General features: G+C 65.0%; 12 protein-coding genes. 5 read left to right on the forward strand and 7 right to left on the reverse strand.

Annotated elements, in window-relative coordinates:
* The first annotated feature begins 102 nt into the window (after positions 1-102).
* Both argJ and mutT read left to right on the forward strand, forming a co-directional pair.
* Positions 103-1,341: a bifunctional glutamate N-acetyltransferase/amino-acid acetyltransferase ArgJ gene (gene argJ, locus ACN6KF_RS24070; protein ID WP_434959278.1), complete on the forward strand. Its 1,239-nt coding sequence runs from the start codon at positions 103-105 to the stop codon at positions 1,339-1,341.
* Complete coding sequence (gene mutT / locus ACN6KF_RS24075; RefSeq protein WP_434959279.1) at positions 1,338-1,781, forward strand: 8-oxo-dGTP diphosphatase MutT; 444 nt, start codon at positions 1,338-1,340, stop codon at positions 1,779-1,781. The genes argJ and mutT overlap by 4 nt, the downstream gene beginning before the upstream one ends.
* 25 nt (positions 1,782-1,806) lie before the next feature.
* Here the strand turns inward: mutT and ACN6KF_RS24080 are convergent, their stop codons facing one another.
* Positions 1,807-2,664, reverse strand: coding sequence for a methyltransferase domain-containing protein (locus tag ACN6KF_RS24080; RefSeq protein WP_434959280.1), 858 nt, complete (start codon positions 2,662-2,664; stop codon positions 1,807-1,809).
* A gap of 184 nt (positions 2,665-2,848) precedes the next feature.
* On the opposite strand from ACN6KF_RS24080, the gene ACN6KF_RS24085 reads away from it, so the two are divergent.
* Entirely contained in the window at positions 2,849-3,646 is a 798-nt protein-coding gene (locus ACN6KF_RS24085) for a TrmH family RNA methyltransferase (protein WP_434959281.1), read from the forward strand.
* Positions 3,647-3,861: 215 nt separating this feature from the next.
* The gene (locus ACN6KF_RS24090; RefSeq protein WP_434959282.1) at positions 3,862-5,079 is read left to right on the forward strand and encodes an MFS transporter; all 1,218 of its coding nucleotides are present in this window, start codon (positions 3,862-3,864) and stop codon (positions 5,077-5,079) included.
* Positions 5,080-5,441: 362 nt separating this feature from the next.
* On the opposite strand, the gene ACN6KF_RS24095 is transcribed toward ACN6KF_RS24090, so the two are convergent.
* Positions 5,442-10,262: an NAD-glutamate dehydrogenase gene (locus ACN6KF_RS24095; protein ID WP_434959283.1), complete on the reverse strand. Its 4,821-nt coding sequence runs from the start codon at positions 10,260-10,262 to the stop codon at positions 5,442-5,444.
* A 484-nt stretch (positions 10,263-10,746) separates the two neighbouring features.
* Between ACN6KF_RS24095 and ubiG the strand changes: the two genes are divergently transcribed.
* The gene (gene ubiG, locus ACN6KF_RS24100; protein WP_434959284.1) at positions 10,747-11,496 is read left to right on the forward strand and encodes a bifunctional 2-polyprenyl-6-hydroxyphenol methylase/3-demethylubiquinol 3-O-methyltransferase UbiG; all 750 of its coding nucleotides are present in this window, start codon (positions 10,747-10,749) and stop codon (positions 11,494-11,496) included.
* A 6-nt stretch (positions 11,497-11,502) separates the two neighbouring features.
* Here ubiG and ACN6KF_RS24105 read toward each other — a convergent pair whose 3' ends face one another.
* The 5 genes from ACN6KF_RS24105 to ACN6KF_RS24125 all read right to left on the reverse strand — a co-directional run bounded on the left by ACN6KF_RS24105 (position 11,503) and on the right by ACN6KF_RS24125 (position 16,875).
* Positions 11,503-12,531, reverse strand: coding sequence for a LacI family DNA-binding transcriptional regulator (locus ACN6KF_RS24105; protein WP_434959285.1), 1,029 nt, complete (start codon positions 12,529-12,531; stop codon positions 11,503-11,505).
* 287 nt (positions 12,532-12,818) lie between these two features.
* The gene (locus ACN6KF_RS24110) at positions 12,819-13,493 is read right to left on the reverse strand and encodes a TerC family protein (RefSeq protein WP_434959286.1); all 675 of its coding nucleotides are present in this window, start codon (positions 13,491-13,493) and stop codon (positions 12,819-12,821) included.
* Positions 13,494-13,734: 241 nt separating this feature from the next.
* The gene (locus tag ACN6KF_RS24115) at positions 13,735-15,249 is read right to left on the reverse strand and encodes a tripartite tricarboxylate transporter permease (protein WP_434959287.1); all 1,515 of its coding nucleotides are present in this window, start codon (positions 15,247-15,249) and stop codon (positions 13,735-13,737) included.
* A 154-nt stretch (positions 15,250-15,403) separates the two neighbouring features.
* Entirely contained in the window at positions 15,404-15,919 is a 516-nt protein-coding gene (locus ACN6KF_RS24120; protein ID WP_434959288.1) for a tripartite tricarboxylate transporter TctB family protein, read from the reverse strand.
* Positions 15,916-16,875: a Bug family tripartite tricarboxylate transporter substrate binding protein gene (locus ACN6KF_RS24125; protein WP_434959755.1), complete on the reverse strand. Its 960-nt coding sequence runs from the start codon at positions 16,873-16,875 to the stop codon at positions 15,916-15,918. The genes ACN6KF_RS24120 and ACN6KF_RS24125 overlap by 4 nt, the downstream gene beginning before the upstream one ends.
* Positions 16,876-17,080 lie beyond the last annotated feature (205 nt).

Genomic DNA, 17,080 nt, shown 5'->3' on the forward strand with positions numbered 1-17,080 from the left:
ATTGCCGGGTCAAGCCCGACAATGACAAAGGCTGAGCCAATCGCAGCATCAGCTCTATCGATGCCGATCTGACAACCGGCACACCTTCTTTCGAGGAACACCATGGCCAAGGCCGCGCCGCTGTCCCCGCTTGCTCCCGCTCGTTTTCCCGACCTTCCGCCGGTAGCGGGGGTCCGGATGGCCACGGCCGAAGCCGGTATCCGCTATAAGGGCCGCACCGACGTGCTGCTTGTCCTGATGGACGAGGGCACGCAGGCCGCCGGTGTGTTCACCCGCTCCAAATGCCCCTCGGCGCCGGTCGACTGGTGCCGCGCCGCGCTCGGGGATGGCAGCGCCCGGGCCCTGGTGGTCAATTCCGGCAATGCCAACGCCTTCACCGGCAAGAAGGGCGCCGAAGCGGTGGCGCTCACGGCAGAACTCGCCGCCGAGGCGGCTGGCTGCCGGCCGAGCGAAGTCTACCTCGCCTCCACCGGCGTGATCGGCGAACCGCTCGATGCCGGTAAGTTCAGGGGCGTGCTGGTCGAGACCGCCGACCGCGTCTCGCCCGGTGCCTTCGAGGATGCCGGCCGCGCCATCATGACCACCGACACCTTTCCCAAGGGGGCGACCGCCAGCGTCGATTTCGGCGACACCACGGTGACGATCAACGGCATCGCCAAGGGCGCCGGCATGATCGCGCCCGACATGGCAACCATGCTCTCCTTCGTCTTCACCGACGCGCCGATCGCCAGGAACGTGCTGCAGGGCCTTCTGTCCAAGGGCGTCGTCGACAGCTTCAACGCGGTCACCGTCGACAGCGACACCTCCACCTCCGACACGCTCCTGCTGTTCGCCACCGGCAAGGCCGGCGGCGCGCCCGTGACCGATGCCGCCGACCCGCGCCTGGCTGGTTTCGCCAAGGCGCTCGACGGCGTGCTGCTCGACTTGGCACAGCAGGTGGCGCGGGACGGCGAGGGCGCACGCAAATTCATCACCGTCGAAGTGCGCGGCGCCACCAGCAAGCAGGCGGCAAGGCGCATCGGAATGTCGATCGCCAATTCACCCCTGGTCAAGACGGCGGTAGCCGGTGAAGACGCCAATTGGGGCCGCGTGGTGATGGCGGTGGGCAAGGCGGGCGAGGAAGCCGATCGCGACCGGCTCGCCATCTGGTTCGGCGACATCCGCGTCGCCGCCGACGGCGAGCGCGACCCGTCCTATGACGAGGAAGCGGTCTCCGCCTATATGAAGGGGCAGGCGATCACCATCAGAGTCGATATCGGCCTCGGCGAGGCCAGTGACCGGGTCTATACCTGCGACCTTACCAAGGAATATGTCGCCATCAATGGCGATTACCGCTCGTGACCAATTCTCCCGTGCCCAATCCTCTCGTATCTCGGCGCCTTCTGCTCGTCGCCGCCTGCGCCCTCGTCGATGCCGACGGGCGCGTGCTGATCTCGCAGCGCCCCGAAGGCAAGGCCTTGGCGGGCCTGTGGGAGTTCCCGGGCGGCAAGCTCGAGCCCGGCGAGCGGCCCGAGGAAAGCCTCATCCGCGAGCTCCACGAGGAACTCGGCATCGAGGTGGAAGAGCCGTGCCTGGCTCCGCTCACCTTTGCCAGCCATAGCTATGAGGATTTCACCCTGCTGATGCCGCTGTGGATCTGCCGGCGCTGGAAGGGCACGCCGCATGGACGCGAGGGCCAGGCGGTGAAATGGGTGCTGGCGAGGAAGCTGCGCGACTATCCCATGCCGCCCGCCGACGAGCCGCTGATCCCGATGCTGATCGACATGATCCCGGCGAGGTAGGTTCGATCTCGCGAGGCCAAGATTCTCAGACGTCCTTTTCGCCGAATTCCTTCACGCCCAGGGCGTCGGCGAGGCGGGTCTTGGCTGAACCCGGCTTTAGCGGTTTTTGCTGGCCTGCATGGGGCGCCCAGCCGGAGATCCAGATGATCTCGAAGGTCGCGCGGATGCGCCCGTCCGAATCGGAGAAGCGCTCACCGTAGATCTCAGCCATGCGCAGCATGGTGGCGCGGCGGGTGAAGGCCTTGCGGCGCTGGGCCAGCATATTGGTCGCACCCATCGCCCTGAGATCGGCCATCAAGGCGAAGGCATTGTCGTAGCGCACGGTGAGTGTCTCGCTGTCGGTGACAGGAAGCGCGAAGCCCGCGCGCTGCAGGAGGCCGCCCATGTCGCGCACGTCGGCAAAGGGGGCGACGCGGGGCGAGATGCCTCCCTCGGTCTCCAGTTCGGCTTCCGAAAAGGCGGCCCTTAATTCGTTGAGCGTGGAGCCGCCGATGAGCGCGGCCAGCAGAAGCCCGTCCGGGCGGAGGGCGCGCCGGATCTGGCTCAGCATCCCCGGCAGATCGTTGACGAATTGCAGGGCGAGCGCCGACAGGGCGAGATCGATGCTTTCGGGCGGAAGGTGCAGCACCTCGTCTCCGATGGCGACCTCCTGCCAATTGGCGGCGAGCCGCGGACGCAGCGCCTGAGCCAGCGCGGGCGAATGCGGGCCGATCTCTGCCGCCTGTTCGAACGGCCTGAGCACTACGGCAAGGCGATCGGCCATATCGTCGGCGGCATGGCGCAGCAGGAAGTCGGCCGGGGCCGTCGCGGCGCGGCGTCGATGCAGGGCCAGCGCGTGGGGGTCGAACAGGAGAGGCGTGGTCATGCCCGCTATGTAGGACATTCGAGCTTGCTTTTCATCAGTCGCATGCGTCTATCCGAATAAGACGCCGTGGCGGGGACCGCGGACGCCCCGTCCGCTCCTCCCATTCCGCATGCGAGGCGTTTCCAAGAGCGGACGTCTCAGCCCCATGGCTTCATGGGGCTGAGACGTCCGCGGTCCCAGCCGTACTGTTTCTTCGGATGCCATGCCTATGCTTCTTGCCATCGACGATCCCACCGATTCCCGCATCGAGACCTATCGCGACATTCGCGAGCGCGACCTCAAGGGCCGGGGCGGGCGTTTCGTCATCGAAGGTGAAGTGGTGCTGCACACCGCGCTTACCCTGGGACGCTTTGCCATCGAATCCATCCTGATCGCGGAGAGTCGAGCCGAGCCGCTGGCCGGCCTTCTTGCGCAGGTGCCGGCGGGGATCCCCGTCTACATCGCCTCACGCGCTGTTCTCGACAGCATTGCGGGCTTTCCCATGCATCGCGGCATCCTGGCGATAGGATTGAGGGGCGAGGGGCTCGCGGTCGACACGCTGCTGTCTTCGGCGCCGGAGACGGCCCTGTTCGTCGGTCTTTCCGCCATCGCCAATCATGACAACATGGGCGGCATCTTCCGCAATGCCGCTGCTTTCGGTCTCGATGGCGTGTTGATCGACGGTGCCTCCTGCGACCCGCTCTATCGCAAGGCCATCCGGGTTTCGGCCGGTGCGGCGCTGCTCACGCCCTTCGCCCAGGCGGGTGATATCGGTGATCTCTGCAACGCCCTGCTGGCGGCTGGCTTCGAGGTGCTGGCCACCAGCCCCGCCGGCAGGGAGCGCCTCGCTGACATCGAGCCCGCCGGGCGGCAGGCCGTGCTGTTCGGCGCGGAAGGGCCGGGCCTGCCGGAACGTGTTCTCAGCCGGCTGCGAACCATCCGCATCGAGATGAGGGGTGGCTTCGACTCCCTCAATGTCGCCACCACCAGCGGCATCGTGCTGCATCACCTGGCGCGATGAGAGAACGCGTCGGTGAGGCAGGAAAGAGACGGAGGGGATATCCGTTCTTCGAAACGCGGCGCCTCATCTCGAGGCGGGTTCGAAAGCGATTGCATTTCGTATGCCTCTCCGATCCTATATTTGCCAAGCACGAGGTGGGCTGGCACAATCCCCTCGTCTCCTCGCCTGGCTCTCTGTACGGCGCGTTGTTGAAAGACTTGATTCCAGGAGCCGCCGTGACGTCCACTCCCTCCTCCGAGTTTCGTCACTCCCTCATTGCCCTGTCGATCTTGAACTTTTTCCTCGCCGATGCTCGCGATGGCTTGGGGCCCTTTCTCGACGGATTTCTCGCAACGCGCGGGTGGGAGCCATTCACGCTCGGTGTGATCGCGACGATCGGCGGCGTGTTGGGAATGATGACAACGCCTCTGTTCGGTGCGCTTGTCGATGCATCGGCCTACAAGCGTACATTGATCATCCTGCCCGTTATCCTCGTGACGATGATGGCTCTATGGACGCTGGCCACCCCCAATGGCTTTTCGGTCTTCGGGGGACAATCCGCGACGGCCGTCGTCGGCGCGATCATTGGCCCCGCGCTCATGGGCCTGACGCTTGGGCTTGTCGGGGAAGAACGATTTCCCCGTCAGGTGTCCCGAAACGAGTTCTGGAACCACACGGGGAACGTTGCCTCCCTGGCGGCGATTTATGCGGGAACGCTTCTGTTCGGCCTCCAAGGCGTCATCGGGCTCATGCTGTTTGCCGCTTTTGCCACGATTGCCGCGACCCTGGCCATCGATCCGAAGCTGATCGACCATCAGGTCGCGCGCGGGCTGGCGCATCACGAGGGATCGGAGGCACCTTCCGGATTTTCAGTGCTGGCCAGCAGCAAGGGCCTGATCTTGCTCAGCCTGGTGTTGATGATCTTTCATTTTGGGAACGCACCCATCAGCCGCCTGATTGCCCAGGCTTTCTCCATTCAACTCGGCACACCGTTCAGGACCACCGCCATCACGACGGGTGTTTCCCAACTATCGATGATCGGCATGGCGTTGATGGCACCCTGGCTGATTAGACGGTTCGGCTTGGCCACCGTATTCATCGTTGCCTTAGCAGCCTTGCCGATCCGCGGTGCGATTGCGGGAACTTTCCCATCCTTTGCTTTCGTCTTTCCCGTACAGTTTCTCGACGGCGTGGGGGCCGGCCTGATCGGTATTGCCACGCCCATCGCCGCAGAACGCATTCTCTCTGGTACCGGCCGCTTCAATGTCGGTCTTGCTGCCGTCATGACCGTGCAGGGCATCGGGGCTTCGCTTAGCAACGTCGTTGCCGGTTGGCTCACCGATTTGGGCGGCTATGGTTTAGCCTATTGGGTTCATGGCTGCGTGGCGTTGGTGGCGTTGGCGTTGTTTGTCTTGAGGCGCCATGACATTGCGCCGCGCTTGGCGGAATCCTAAACAAATCCAAGCATCCGCCGCGCTTTACCCGGACGCTGCGGACGGGCTGAGGGATATCGGCTCGAAAGCCAAGCCGATCGAGATCCGGTAGACGAAACCCGGATCGGGCAGAAACGGCATCGTCCGCCAATAGGCTCTGCGCGGGTCTGGCTATGTCTATGCCGCCACCTGGAGGATATCAGCCGGCACGTCGCACGCGGCGTACATGCCACGGTTGCCCTCTACCGCGCCGGCTGACCGTCAGGCTCGAGGCGCCGAAAAACACCTCCGTGATCCTGCTGCTCTAGGAAGGCCCGAACTAAACTCGGTGGAGAGCAGTCGGCAATATCCAAGTGCCAACTGGCTCTCAAACCGTGCCTTCGTCACTCCCTGACGAGATCGCCCAGCATATTGGCGGCCACGGTAAGCTTGGCCAGGGTCAGGCCACCAGCCGCGATTTCTTCCACCGATTTGCGGATGCGTGCAGCTTCCGGATGGGCCTCAAGCCAGGCCTGCGTGGCCGCCTGGCCGGACTGGCCGGTCGCCAGCATGTCGGCGACCAGGCGCCGCTCGGCCGCCGCGATCTGTTCGATCGCCCGGTCGATGGCCAGGCGCTCGAAATAATCGTTGGCGGGCACGGCGCGCGCGGCTGCGACGATGCGGTCGAGCTGGAAATTGGCCTCCGCCGCATAGAAGGTGGCCGCGGTTTCGCCGATGGCCCGGCCGGTGCGGCCCGCCACCAGGACGATGTCGGGCGCCGAGACCAGGGGATCGAGATTGGCCATCCGGCCGGCGAGGTCTTCGGGCACGCCGCCCTCGACCAATTCGCGGGCGCGCTTGACGCGGGCCGCCTGCATTGCTTCGGGCAGGGAGCTGTCGAGCCCGACGGCGATCTCGTAGACACCGGCGCCGAAACGAGCGATTACGGCTTCCAGCCCCGGCGTGAAATCGACGTTGCGCACGAACCACACCACGCGCGAGAGCAGGAGATCCTGCAGGAAGGCGTAGAGGCTGAGCTGGAGCTGCCCGTCGATGCGGTTATCCAGGGCATCGATGGCATCGTAGAGATAGCGCAGGCCATAGGATTCATCCACGGCGGCGAAGGCCATGGCGATGGCGGTGACGTCGGCATCGGTCTCGTCGCTCAGGCGCACCACGCTGGCGGGACCGCCGCGATTGATGATGCCATTGGCGAGATTGGTGGCGATGATCTCCCGCCGCAGCCGATGGTTTTCGACGGCGTCGGGGAACTTGTTCTGTATCTCGGGCGGGAAATAGACCGTCAGTTCGCGGGCGAGATAGGGGTCATCAGGCACGCTTGTGGCGAGCAGGTCATCATAGAGCGTCAGCTTGGCATAGGCGAGCAGCACGGCGAGCTCCGGCCGCGTCAGCGCCTGGCCGCGGCGGGTGCGTTCGGCGATGGCGACGTCGTCGGGCAGGAATTCCACCGCGCGGTCGAGCAGGCCGCGCTGTTCGAGCGACTGCATCAGGCGGGTGAGGAAGCCGGTCTCGGTCACGCCCTTGCGTTCGGAGAGCGAGAGCGTGAGCGTCTGCAGATAGTTGTTGCGCAGCACCAGCGTGCCGACCTCGTCGGTCATGGCAGCGAGCAGGATGTTGCGATCGGCCTCTGTCAGGCGCTGGTCGCGCTCGGGCCGGGCCAGGGCGATCTTGATGTTCACCTCGACGTCCGAGGTGTTCACGCCGGCGGAATTGTCGATCGCGTCGGTGTTGAGCTTGATGCCCTTCTGCGCCGCCTCGATGCGGCCGCGCTGGGTGGCGCCAAGATTGGCGCCCTCGCCGATCACCCGAGCCCTGATATCGGCGCCGGTGATGCGGATGGGATCGTTGGCGCGATCGCCGACCTGGTCGTCGGTCTCGCTGGCAGCGCGGATATAGGTGCCGATGCCGCCGAACCAGAGCAGGTCGGCGCGGGCCTTGAGGATCGCCGTCATCACCTCGGTGGGCGTCGCCTCGGCCTTGTCGAGATCCAGCAGAGCGCGCATTTCGGCGGAAAGCGGGATGGCCTTGAGCGAACGCGAGAACACGCCGCCGCCCTTGGAGATCAGCGACTTGTCGTAATCCTGCCAGCTCGAGCGCGGCAGGTTGAACATGCGAAGCCGCTCGGCATGGCTGGCGACCGGATCGGGCGAGGGATCGATGAAGATGTCGCGATGGTCGAAGGCGGCGACCACCTTGGTGGCTGGCGACAGCAGCATGCCGTTGCCGAAGACGTCGCCCGACATGTCGCCGACGCCGACGGCCGTGAAGGGCTCCACCTGGATATCGGTGCCGAGCTCGCGGAAATGCCGCTTCACGGCCTCCCAGGCGCCGCGGGCGGTAATGCCCATCTTCTTGTGGTCATAGCCCTGGCTGCCGCCCGAAGCGAAGGCGTCGCCCAGCCAATGGTGCTTCTCGAGGGAGATGGCGTTGGCCGTATCCGAGAAGGTGGCGGTGCCCTTGTCGGCCGCGACCACCAGATAGGGGTCGTCGCCGTCATGGCGCACGGTGTTGTCGGGCGGCACGATATTGTCGCCGTCCAGATTGTCGGTGAGTTCGAGCAGCGAGCGGATGAAGATGCGGTAGGCTTCCGTGCCCTCGGCCAGCCAGGCATCGCGATTGGCCGGCGGCGGCAGGCGCTTGGGCACGAAGCCGCCCTTGGCGCCGACAGGCACGATCACGGCATTCTTGACCTGCTGTGCCTTGACCAGCCCGAGGATCTCGGTGCGGAAATCCTGGGGGCGGTCCGACCAGCGCAGGCCGCCGCGCGCCACCTTGCCGAAGCGCAGATGGATGCCCTCCACCCGCGGCGAATAAACGAAGATCTCGTAAAGGGGCCTGGGAGCGGGCAGGCCCTCGACCTTGCGGCATTCGAACTTGAAGCTGATCACCGGCCGGGGCTGGCCGTCAGGGCCGACCTGCCAGAGATTGGTGCGCATGATCGCCTGCACCAGATTGGTGAAGCGACGCAGGATGCGATCCTCGTCGAGCGAGGAGACAGACTGCAGTTGCTCCTCGATTTCGCCGACGATCTCGGTTTCGTGTGCGGCGCGTTCGGCATCGGTGGCCGTCAGCCGCGGGTCGTGGCGAGCGCGGAACAGGGCGACGATGCTGGCGGTGATCCGCGGGTTCTTGCGCGCCGTTTCCCACATATAGTCCTGGCTGAAGGGCGCGCGGATCTGGCGCAGATAGCGCGACAGGGCCCGGATGGCCGAGATCTCGCGCCAGCCCAGCGATGTACGCAGGATCAGGGCGTTGTAGCCGTCGGATTCGGCGTAGTCGCCGACCACCGCCATGATCGAGGCCTCGAGGCGGTGCTGGAAGTCGATGCCGGGCGGGATCGGCTCGCCGTCATTGGTCTCCACCGTCATGTCGTGGAGCCAGACCGGAGCCGGGGCCGGCTTGGCTGATGGCGTGATCTCGTAGGTACGCTCGTCGACCACGCGCAGGCCGTGATTCTCGATCACTGGCACGCGATAGGACAGCGACATTGGCGCGCCCTGCGAGAAGACCTTGAGGCCGCAGCGCGTGGGCGTGTCGTCCTCCTCCAGGCGATAGACCAGGATCGCCACGGGACGGGCGGGCGTCAGTTTCTCGATCACGCCGATATCGGCGATCGCCTGGGCGGTGGAGAATGTCTCGGGATAGCCGCCGGTGAAGGCATTGGCATAGCGGTTGCCGAGCAAGCGGGCGCGCATGCCGTCGGTGGTGCCGGTCAGGGCCGCTTTGAGCTTGTCTCCCCAATTGGTAGCGATGGCATTGATACCGGCTTCCAGCGCCGAGCGTTCGATGAGGGGCGTGTCGCCCTCGTAGCGGCCGATGATGTAGTGCACGCGTGCCAACGGACCTTCAGGGAAGGCGGCATAGGACGCGGAAAGGCGGCCCTTATAGGCGTTGGCCAGATAATTGCCGATGCCGATGCGCACGTCGGTGTCGTATTTCTCGCGCGGAATGAAAACGAGGATGGAGACGAAGCGGTCGAATTTGTCGGCCCTCACCAGCGCGCGCAGGCGCGGGCGCTCATAGAGCAGCAGGATCTCCATGGCGAAATTGTAGAGCGTCTCGGAATCGACCTGAACGAGCTCGTCGCGCGGATATTCCTCGAGGATATGCAGGATTGCCTTGCCCGAGTGGCTTTGCGGGTCGAGCCCGGCGCGCTGCAGCACCTGGGCGACCTTGTGGCGGACATAGGGGATCTGGCGCACGGAGCGCGTATAGGCCGCCGAGGTGAACAGGCCGACGACACGCAATTCGCCCTCGACCCGTCCGTCCGGCGTGTAGAGCTTGACGCCGATATAGTCCATGCGCACGCGGCGGTGGACGCGGCTGTTCACATTCGCCTTGGTGACGATCAGGATCGTCGGCTCGCGCATGAATTCGCGGATTTCCGGCGTCATCACCACCAGTTCGGTGCCGCGGCGCAGGATCTTGACCTCGGGGTCCCTGAGGATGCCGAGGCCTTCGCCCTCGCTGACCTCGTCGGAAGCGTCGCTGTCGGTGGAGAAACGGTATTCGCGCAGGCCCAGGAAGGTGAAGTTGTCGGAGCAGATCCATTGCAGGAGCTGGTTTGCCTCGGCGATCTCGTCGACCGGCAGAGGCGGCGGGTTGGTGCGGAAGGATTCGATCGCCTGCTCCACCCGGTCACGCATGGCGCGCCAGTCTCTCACGCAGGCCCCGACGTCGTTGAACACCAGCGTCAGTCCGTCGATCAGGTTCTGCCGGTCGGCATCCGAATCGATGCGGGCGATATGGATGTGGATGAGACTCTCGCGCACGCCCTTGCTGCCCTCCGGCAGGGCGTCGCCGAAGAACTGCAGGAGCTTGCCCTGGGCATCGCGCTCCAGCGCGATGATGGGATGGGCAACCAATTGTGCCTCGATTCCGCGTTCCGAAAGCTCGGCCATGGTGGAATCGAACAAGAAGGGCATGTTGTCGTTGAGGATCTCGATGACCGAAATTTCGCGGCCGTCGGGCATGTCGGGATTGACGACGCGGATATCGGCTTGGCCGGGCGTGCGGCGCTGCACATGGTCCCAGGCCTGCTCGGCCAGAAAGGCGAGCGAGGCGGCGTCATGCGTGGCGAGATCCTCGAGGGTGGTTCGGCCGAAGAGCACCTCGGCGAAAGTGGGGGGTGTCTTGCCTGGCTGAAGGCTCCTTGCTGCCTTGTGGATCAGGGCCGCCCGGGCTTCATCATCGCGCCACGCCATCTCGTTCATCCCTTCTTGCTACGCCGCTTGCTTGCGGCGCTCTGTGGAATTTCCGAACCCGCCCGTCGACGGGCTCGGAAATTCCACATCAGCCGAACACCGTGCCGGCCTTCCCAGGACGAGAAATCCTCGTCCTGGGAAGGCCGGCTTTGCCCGGTCGATGCGGCCTTGGTGACCATAGCTGAAATTAAGGCCGCTCAAAGTCCAGGCACGACGGAAATTGCCAAATTGCGATGACAATATCGAGAAAGAGAACGGCGCATTGTTAATGAGGTTGCCTTAGGGGCAGATCGGGGCCACAGAGGCAGGCGCGGAGCCTCGATTTAGGTGTTTCCGCACCATCGCGATAACGGCCTCTTGCGAATTGACGGAATCGGTAGGAATCGCAGGACGCTCTAGCCGATCCATTGGATTGGCTTGGAAACAAGGAGCTGGAGCAAACGAGCGTTTCCGTCCAAACGCGCTTTACTCCGGGAAACAGGCAATGAGCGCAACAGGCACGGGTTCTTCGGTCGATCCCAAGGAGATCGAACGTTTCGAGGCGATGGCGGCCGATTGGTGGAATCCGCGCGGTACCATGCGGGCGCTGCACCGATTGAATCCGGTGCGCCTGCGCTATGTGCGGGATCAGATCGCCGGGCATTTCGGCCGTTCCGCCGTCGCCCTGGACGGTCTGAAGGGCCTCAAGCTCGCCGATATCGGCTGCGGTGCCGGCCTGCTCAGCGAGCCGCTGGCCAAGCTCGGGGGCGAGGTCGTCGGCGTCGACATGGCCGCGACCAATGTCGAGATGGCCAGGGTCCATGCCGCGCGATCGGGCCTCGCCATCGATTATCGCATCCTGGCGGCGGAGGATCTCGAAGCGGCCGGTGAGCGCTTCGACGTGGTATTGGCGATGGAGATCGTCGAGCATGTCACCGACCCCGCCGCCTTCCTGAAGACATGCGCAGGCCTGGTGAAACCCGGAGGCCTCCTCTTCATCGCCACTCTCAATCGCACCATGAAGGCCTATGCGCTGGCCATCGTCGCAGCGGAGAAGGTGCTGGGCTGGGTGCCGCGTGGCACGCATGACTGGAACAAGTTCGTCACGCCGGCGGAGATCGAGGACGCGGTGACGCCGGAAGGTCTGGCCGAACTCGACCGCTGCGGCGTGATCTACAATCCGCTGCTGGACGAATGGCGGCTCAGCCGCGACACCGACGTCAACTTCATGATGGTGTTTTCGCGAGCGGCGTGACGGGCCTCAGGGCAGGTTGTCCCTGAGATAGATGTCGATGCGGATGCGCTCCTGGCCTTGGTCGATGGGCTGGCCGTCGGTGAGGGCGCGCAGCACGCGCATGGCGCTGCGCGCTTCATGGCCGGGGTCCTGGTTGAGGATGGCGTCGAAAGTGCCGTCGATCAGGGCCTCGCGGCAATGGGTCGTCAGTTCATGGGCGATCACGCAGATGCGAGCGCCGGCATGGCGCTTGTTCAAGGCTGCGATCACCCCGCGATTGCCGCCGCCGAGGCTGTAGAGGCCGATGACGTCGGGATGGCGGTCGAGCAGGGCGCCGAGCACCTCCTCGACGATGGCGCCATTGTCGAGGCCTTCGATCACCGGCAGGGTGACGAGATCGGGATATTCGGTGCGCAGCACGCGCTCGAAGCCGAAATGGCGCTCGACATGGTCGCGCAGCAGCATCGAGCCGGCAAGCACGGCGATCCGTCCCGAGTGGCCGCGCAGGAAACGGCCCATCAGGGAGCCGGCGGTGCGCCCGGCTGCGCTGTTGTCGATGCCGACGAAGTGGGAGCGACGCGAGGCCGGCACGTCGGACACCAGCGTCACCACCGGAATGCCGCGCTCGGCCAGGCGGTCGATGGCCTGGCGCACCTGGGCGTTTTCGGTGGCCACCACGGCCACGCCAGAGGTATCGGCGCTGTCGAGCCCGTTGAGGATTTCGGCGAGCTTGCCATCGTCGAAGGGCGGGATCTCGATGATGCGGATGTTGATGCGATCGGCGGCGTTGAGTTCGGACAAGCGCGTGGCCTCGTTTGCCAGGTTGCGCATGAAGGTGTTTACGCCGACGGGAACGAGAAAGACGAAGCGATATTCCTGCTGCTTGGCCAGCATGGCCGCCGCCATGTCGCGGCGATAGTTCAGCCGGGCCATGGCTTGCTCGACCTTCTCGATCGTCGCCGGCCGTACGCCGCCGCGGCGATTGAGCACGCGGTCGATGGTGGCGAGGCTCACGCCTGCCGCACTTGCCAGATCGTGCACCGTTGCCCGCGCCATGGTTCTACCTGTCTCGATCTTTCGGGAACGTACCTCAGAAGAAATGGGGACGCAAACGGTTCAAGGCCGAGATCAATTTTGATATTTTTCTCAATATCCTTTATATTTCAATAGGATATGAAAGTAGCTCCAACACTCAACTGGGAATGGGAATTGCGTGTTGGAGCCTGATTTCCTGATGAGGGGCGCTCATCATCGCCCAGGTTCCGGGGCGTGATTGGCCACAAAAAGCCGGCATTGCTGCCGGCCTTTGGCGTCCGATCGTAGATCGTTCGTGCTTGCCAGTCTTATTGCATCAGGGGTGCAACTTTGGGCCAGACTTCCTGGACGCCGCGATAGATCATGTCGCCGGCGACGTAGAGGATGGCGATCAGGCCGATATAGGCGATCCAGCGATAACGATGGAGCAGGCGGGCGATCAGGCTGGCGGCAATGCCCATCAGCGCGATCGAGACGATCAGGCCGAAGATCAGCACCCACAGATGGTCGCGCGCCGCGCCGGCAACGGCCAGCACGTTGTCGAGCGACATCGAGACGTCGGCGATCACGATCTGCCATGCAGCCTGGGCGAAGCTCTTGCGTGGGGTGCCATTGGTCTCGCCATTGCCGTTCTCACCGTCGAGGGCATGCTGGGCGGCAGCCTCCTCGCTGTGGCTGGTGCGCAGTTCGCGCCACATTTTCCAGCACACCCACAGGAGCAGGATGCCGCCGGCGAGAAGCAGGCCGACGATGGCGAGAAGCTGGGTCGTGATGGCGGCAAAGAATACGCGCAGCACGGTGGCGGCGGCGATGCCGATCAGGATGGCGCGGGTGCGCTGTTCCTTGGGAAGGCCGGCGGCGGCTAGGCCGATGACGATTGCGTTGTCGCCGGCCAGGACCAGGTCGATCAGGATGACCTGGCCGAGGGCAACCATGGAGGAGACCGAAACGGCTTCCGACAGGATGGCAAAAATATCAGGCATGGAGGAGGGCTCTCTCGTTCCGGTGCGGGAGAGCGGTGCCGATTCGAGCCAGGAGGGAAGCCTGGGGCGCTAGGGGGACGCCGACGCGCCGGGACCGCTCTGTTTGCTCCAGTCCGACATCACAATTCCCAGAACTCAACGCATTGGGAACTGCCAGAGGGGCCCGGCCTGGTGCGGGTGGTGTACTGCAAGTCGAGATGAAAGAAAAGTAACGTTCCGGCATGGCTGCCGGAACGTGATTTCAATCCTCGGAAGCGGCGAGCTGGGTGAGGACCTTGCCGCGTCCGCGCCAGCGCATATAGGCGGGAACGACCAAAGCGAGGGCCGCGATGCCGAAGAGGATCACTGCCGGTGCCGAACTGAAGAAACCTTGATGGAGCTGGAGCGCCTTGCGAAGCTGTTCTTCGGCCAGCGGCCCGAGGATCAGCCCCACCACCACGGGCGCGATCGGATAGTCGTAGAGCCTGAGGCCGTAGCCCATCAGGCCGAAGGCGAGCAGCATGGCAAGCTGGGCCGGCGAGGGATTGGACGCCAGCGTGCCGAGCGTGGCGAACAGCAGGATGCCGGCATAGAGCCAGGGGCGCGGGATGGACAGCAGCTTCACCCACAGGCCGACCAGCGGCAGGTTCAGCGCCAGCAGCATGAAATTGGCGACCAGCAGGCTGGCGATCAGACCCCAGACCAGCTCCGGATTGGAAGTGAAGAGCTGGGCTCCCGGCTGCAGGCCGAATTGCTGGAAGCCGGCGAGCATGACGGCGGCGGTCGCCGAGGTCGGCAGGCCGAGCGTCAGCAACGGCACCAGCGTGCCCGCGGCCGAGGCGTTGTTGGCAGCCTCCGGTCCAGCGACACCCTCGATGGCGCCATGGCCGAACTCCTCGGGTTTTTCCGCCAGGCGCTTCTCGGCGGCATAGGAGAGGAAGGTGCCGATCTCCGCGCCGCCCGCCGGCATCGCTCCGATCGGAAAGCCGAACAAGGTGCCGCGCAGCCAGGGCTTCCAGGAACGCCGCCAGTCCTCTTTGCTCATCCAGAGCGAGCCTTTGATCGCCTCGACCGTGCCGGTGCTGAGCTGGTGGGTGGCCGCCACTGCCAGCGCCTCGCCGATGGCGAACAGGGCGACGGCGAGGATGGTGACCTCGACGCCGCCGCGCAGATCGGCAAGGCCCATGGTCAGGCGCCCGTTCTGGCCGCTGACGATATCCTTGCCGATCAGGCCGATGACGAGGCCGATGAACAGCGAGGTCAGGCCCCTGAGCGCCGAATTGCCGAACGCCGCCGACACCGTGACGAAAGCGAGCACCATCAGGGCGAATTTGTCGATGAACTTGAAGGCCAGGGCGAACTTGACCACCCAGGGCGCGATGAAGGCCAAGGCCAGCGTCGCCAGCAGGCCGGCGACGAAGGAGCCGATGGCAGCCGTCGCCAGAGCGGGGCCACCCCGCCCGGCCTTAGCCATCTTGTTGCCTTCGACGGCGGTGACCATCGAGGAACTCTCGCCCGGCGTGTTGAGCAGGATCGAGGTGGTCGAGCCGCCATACATGCCGCCATAGTAGATGCCGGCGAACATGATGAGCGCGCCGGTGCCCGAAGGGTCGAGCTGGAAGGTCACTGGCAGCAGCAGGGCGATAGTCAGCGCCGGGCCGATGCCGGGCAGCACGCCGATCAGCGTGCCCAGCGTGACGCCGATGAAGGCGCAGATGAGGTTGAACGGTTGCAGGGCGACCGCCAATCCGTCGACCAGATGACCGAATGTCTGCATCGAAGGGTCCTAGCCTGAAGTGTCGTGCGAGCCGGCGAGATCGCCGGGAACCGCAAAGCCACGTCGAAACAACAAGAATTCCGGAACAATGAGAGGTGGAGCTATGGCGCCTACGCGTTGAAGCGGGCTTTGCTCCGGGAGGCCGATCCTGGAATCAATTGCTCAGGAGCGCGGAGACGGCGTGTTCCAGCGGTCCCTGCGGCAGTGACAATTGCAGGAGCTGCGAGAAAGCCAGCCAGGTCAGGAAGGACAGCACCACGCCGACCAGGCAGGCCAGCCAGAGCGGCTTGCCGAAGCCGCGGGCGGCCAGCCCGAACAGCAGGCCGCTGGCCAGCGAGAAGCCGGCACTGACCGCGATCAGCAGGATCTGCGCCAGCAGGCCGGCAATCACCCAGGCGACCGCCGTGAAATCCTGGCTTTCCTCCGGCGCCGGCGTCTTGCCGCGCAGGGCCGATACCAGCGTGGCGACGGCGAGGACGAGCAATCCCGCCGCGACGGCGTAGGGGAAGGCAGCCGGCCCGAGCGGGTCGCTGGCGACCTTGGTGTTGAGCATGGCCGCGTCCGTGCCGATGACGACGGCTGATATCACCAGGCTGGCTGCGATCACCAGCCCGGCGACGGTGGAGCCGGGCGGACGCCCGCGCTCCGTCTTGCTCCCGGCGCTGCTCATTTGACCAGGCCGATGTCTTTGAGCACCGTGCCGGTGGCGGCGATGTCGCTCTTCAGCGCGGCGTCGAAGGCATCACCGGACAGATAGGTGTCGGTCCAGCCGCGGGTCTTGAGCGTGTCCTGCCAGGTCTTCGACTTCACCATCTTCTCGATATCGGCCGTGATGGTGGCCTTCTGCTCGGGCGTGATGCCGGGCGCGGCCGCGACCATGCGCCAATTCTCCAGGGCAACGTCGACGCCGGCTTCCTTGAAGGTGGGGGCATCGACGCCGTCGATGCGCTTGGTGCCGGAGACGGCGAGGAGGCGCAGCGCACCGCCCTTGATCTGGCTTTCGAACTCGCCATAGCCGGAAATGCCGGCCGTCACCTGCTCGCTGAGCACGGCCGCGACGGCTTCGCCGCCGCCGGCGAAGGCGACATAATTGATCTTGGAGGGATCGACGCCCACGGCCTTGGCGAACAGGCCCGCAGTGATGTGGTCGGTGCCGCCTGCCGAGCCGCCGGCCCAGGATACCGCGCCGGGATCCTTCTTCAGGGCCTCGACCAGGTCACCCAGTGTCTTGATCGGCGAGGAGGCCGGCACGACGATGGCTTCGCTCTCGCCGGTGAGGCGGGCGATCGGCGTGACGTCGGCGAGGCTGACGGCGGAATTGTTGGTCAGGATGGCGCCGACCATGACATAGCCGCCGACGATCAGTGCGGAGGGGCTGCCCTTGGACTGGTTGACGAACTGGGACAGGCCGATGGTGCCGCCGGCGCCGGCGACATTGTTGACCTGCACGTTGCGGGCGATCTTTTCGGTGCGCAGCGCTATCTGCATGGTGCGGGCGGTCTGGTCCCAGCCGCCGCCCGGCGCTGCCGGAGCCATGATCTCATATCCCGCCGTCTGGGCAAGAGCTGTGAGGCTGGAAAAAGCCAGGGCGCCCGCGGTGGCGCAGGCAAGCAAGAGTTTCTTCATCATTTCCTCCTTGAGCAAGCGCGTTCATGGCTGAACGCTTGTTTGCTCCAACGCTTTTTTCCGACGCGTCTTTGCGATTTGAAGCACGGCGGCAAATCGCAGAACGCTTTGGCGGGCCAGCCGCCTTGTCATGATCGTGTCGGTAGGAAAGGAGGAATGGATACATGCCCACGGGCCGCTCGATGAGCAGCCGTCCCCCCTGGTC

The sequence above is a fragment of the Labrys methylaminiphilus subsp. lupini genome (assembly GCF_051161885.1).
Taxonomy (GTDB): domain Bacteria; phylum Pseudomonadota; class Alphaproteobacteria; order Rhizobiales; family Labraceae; genus Labrys.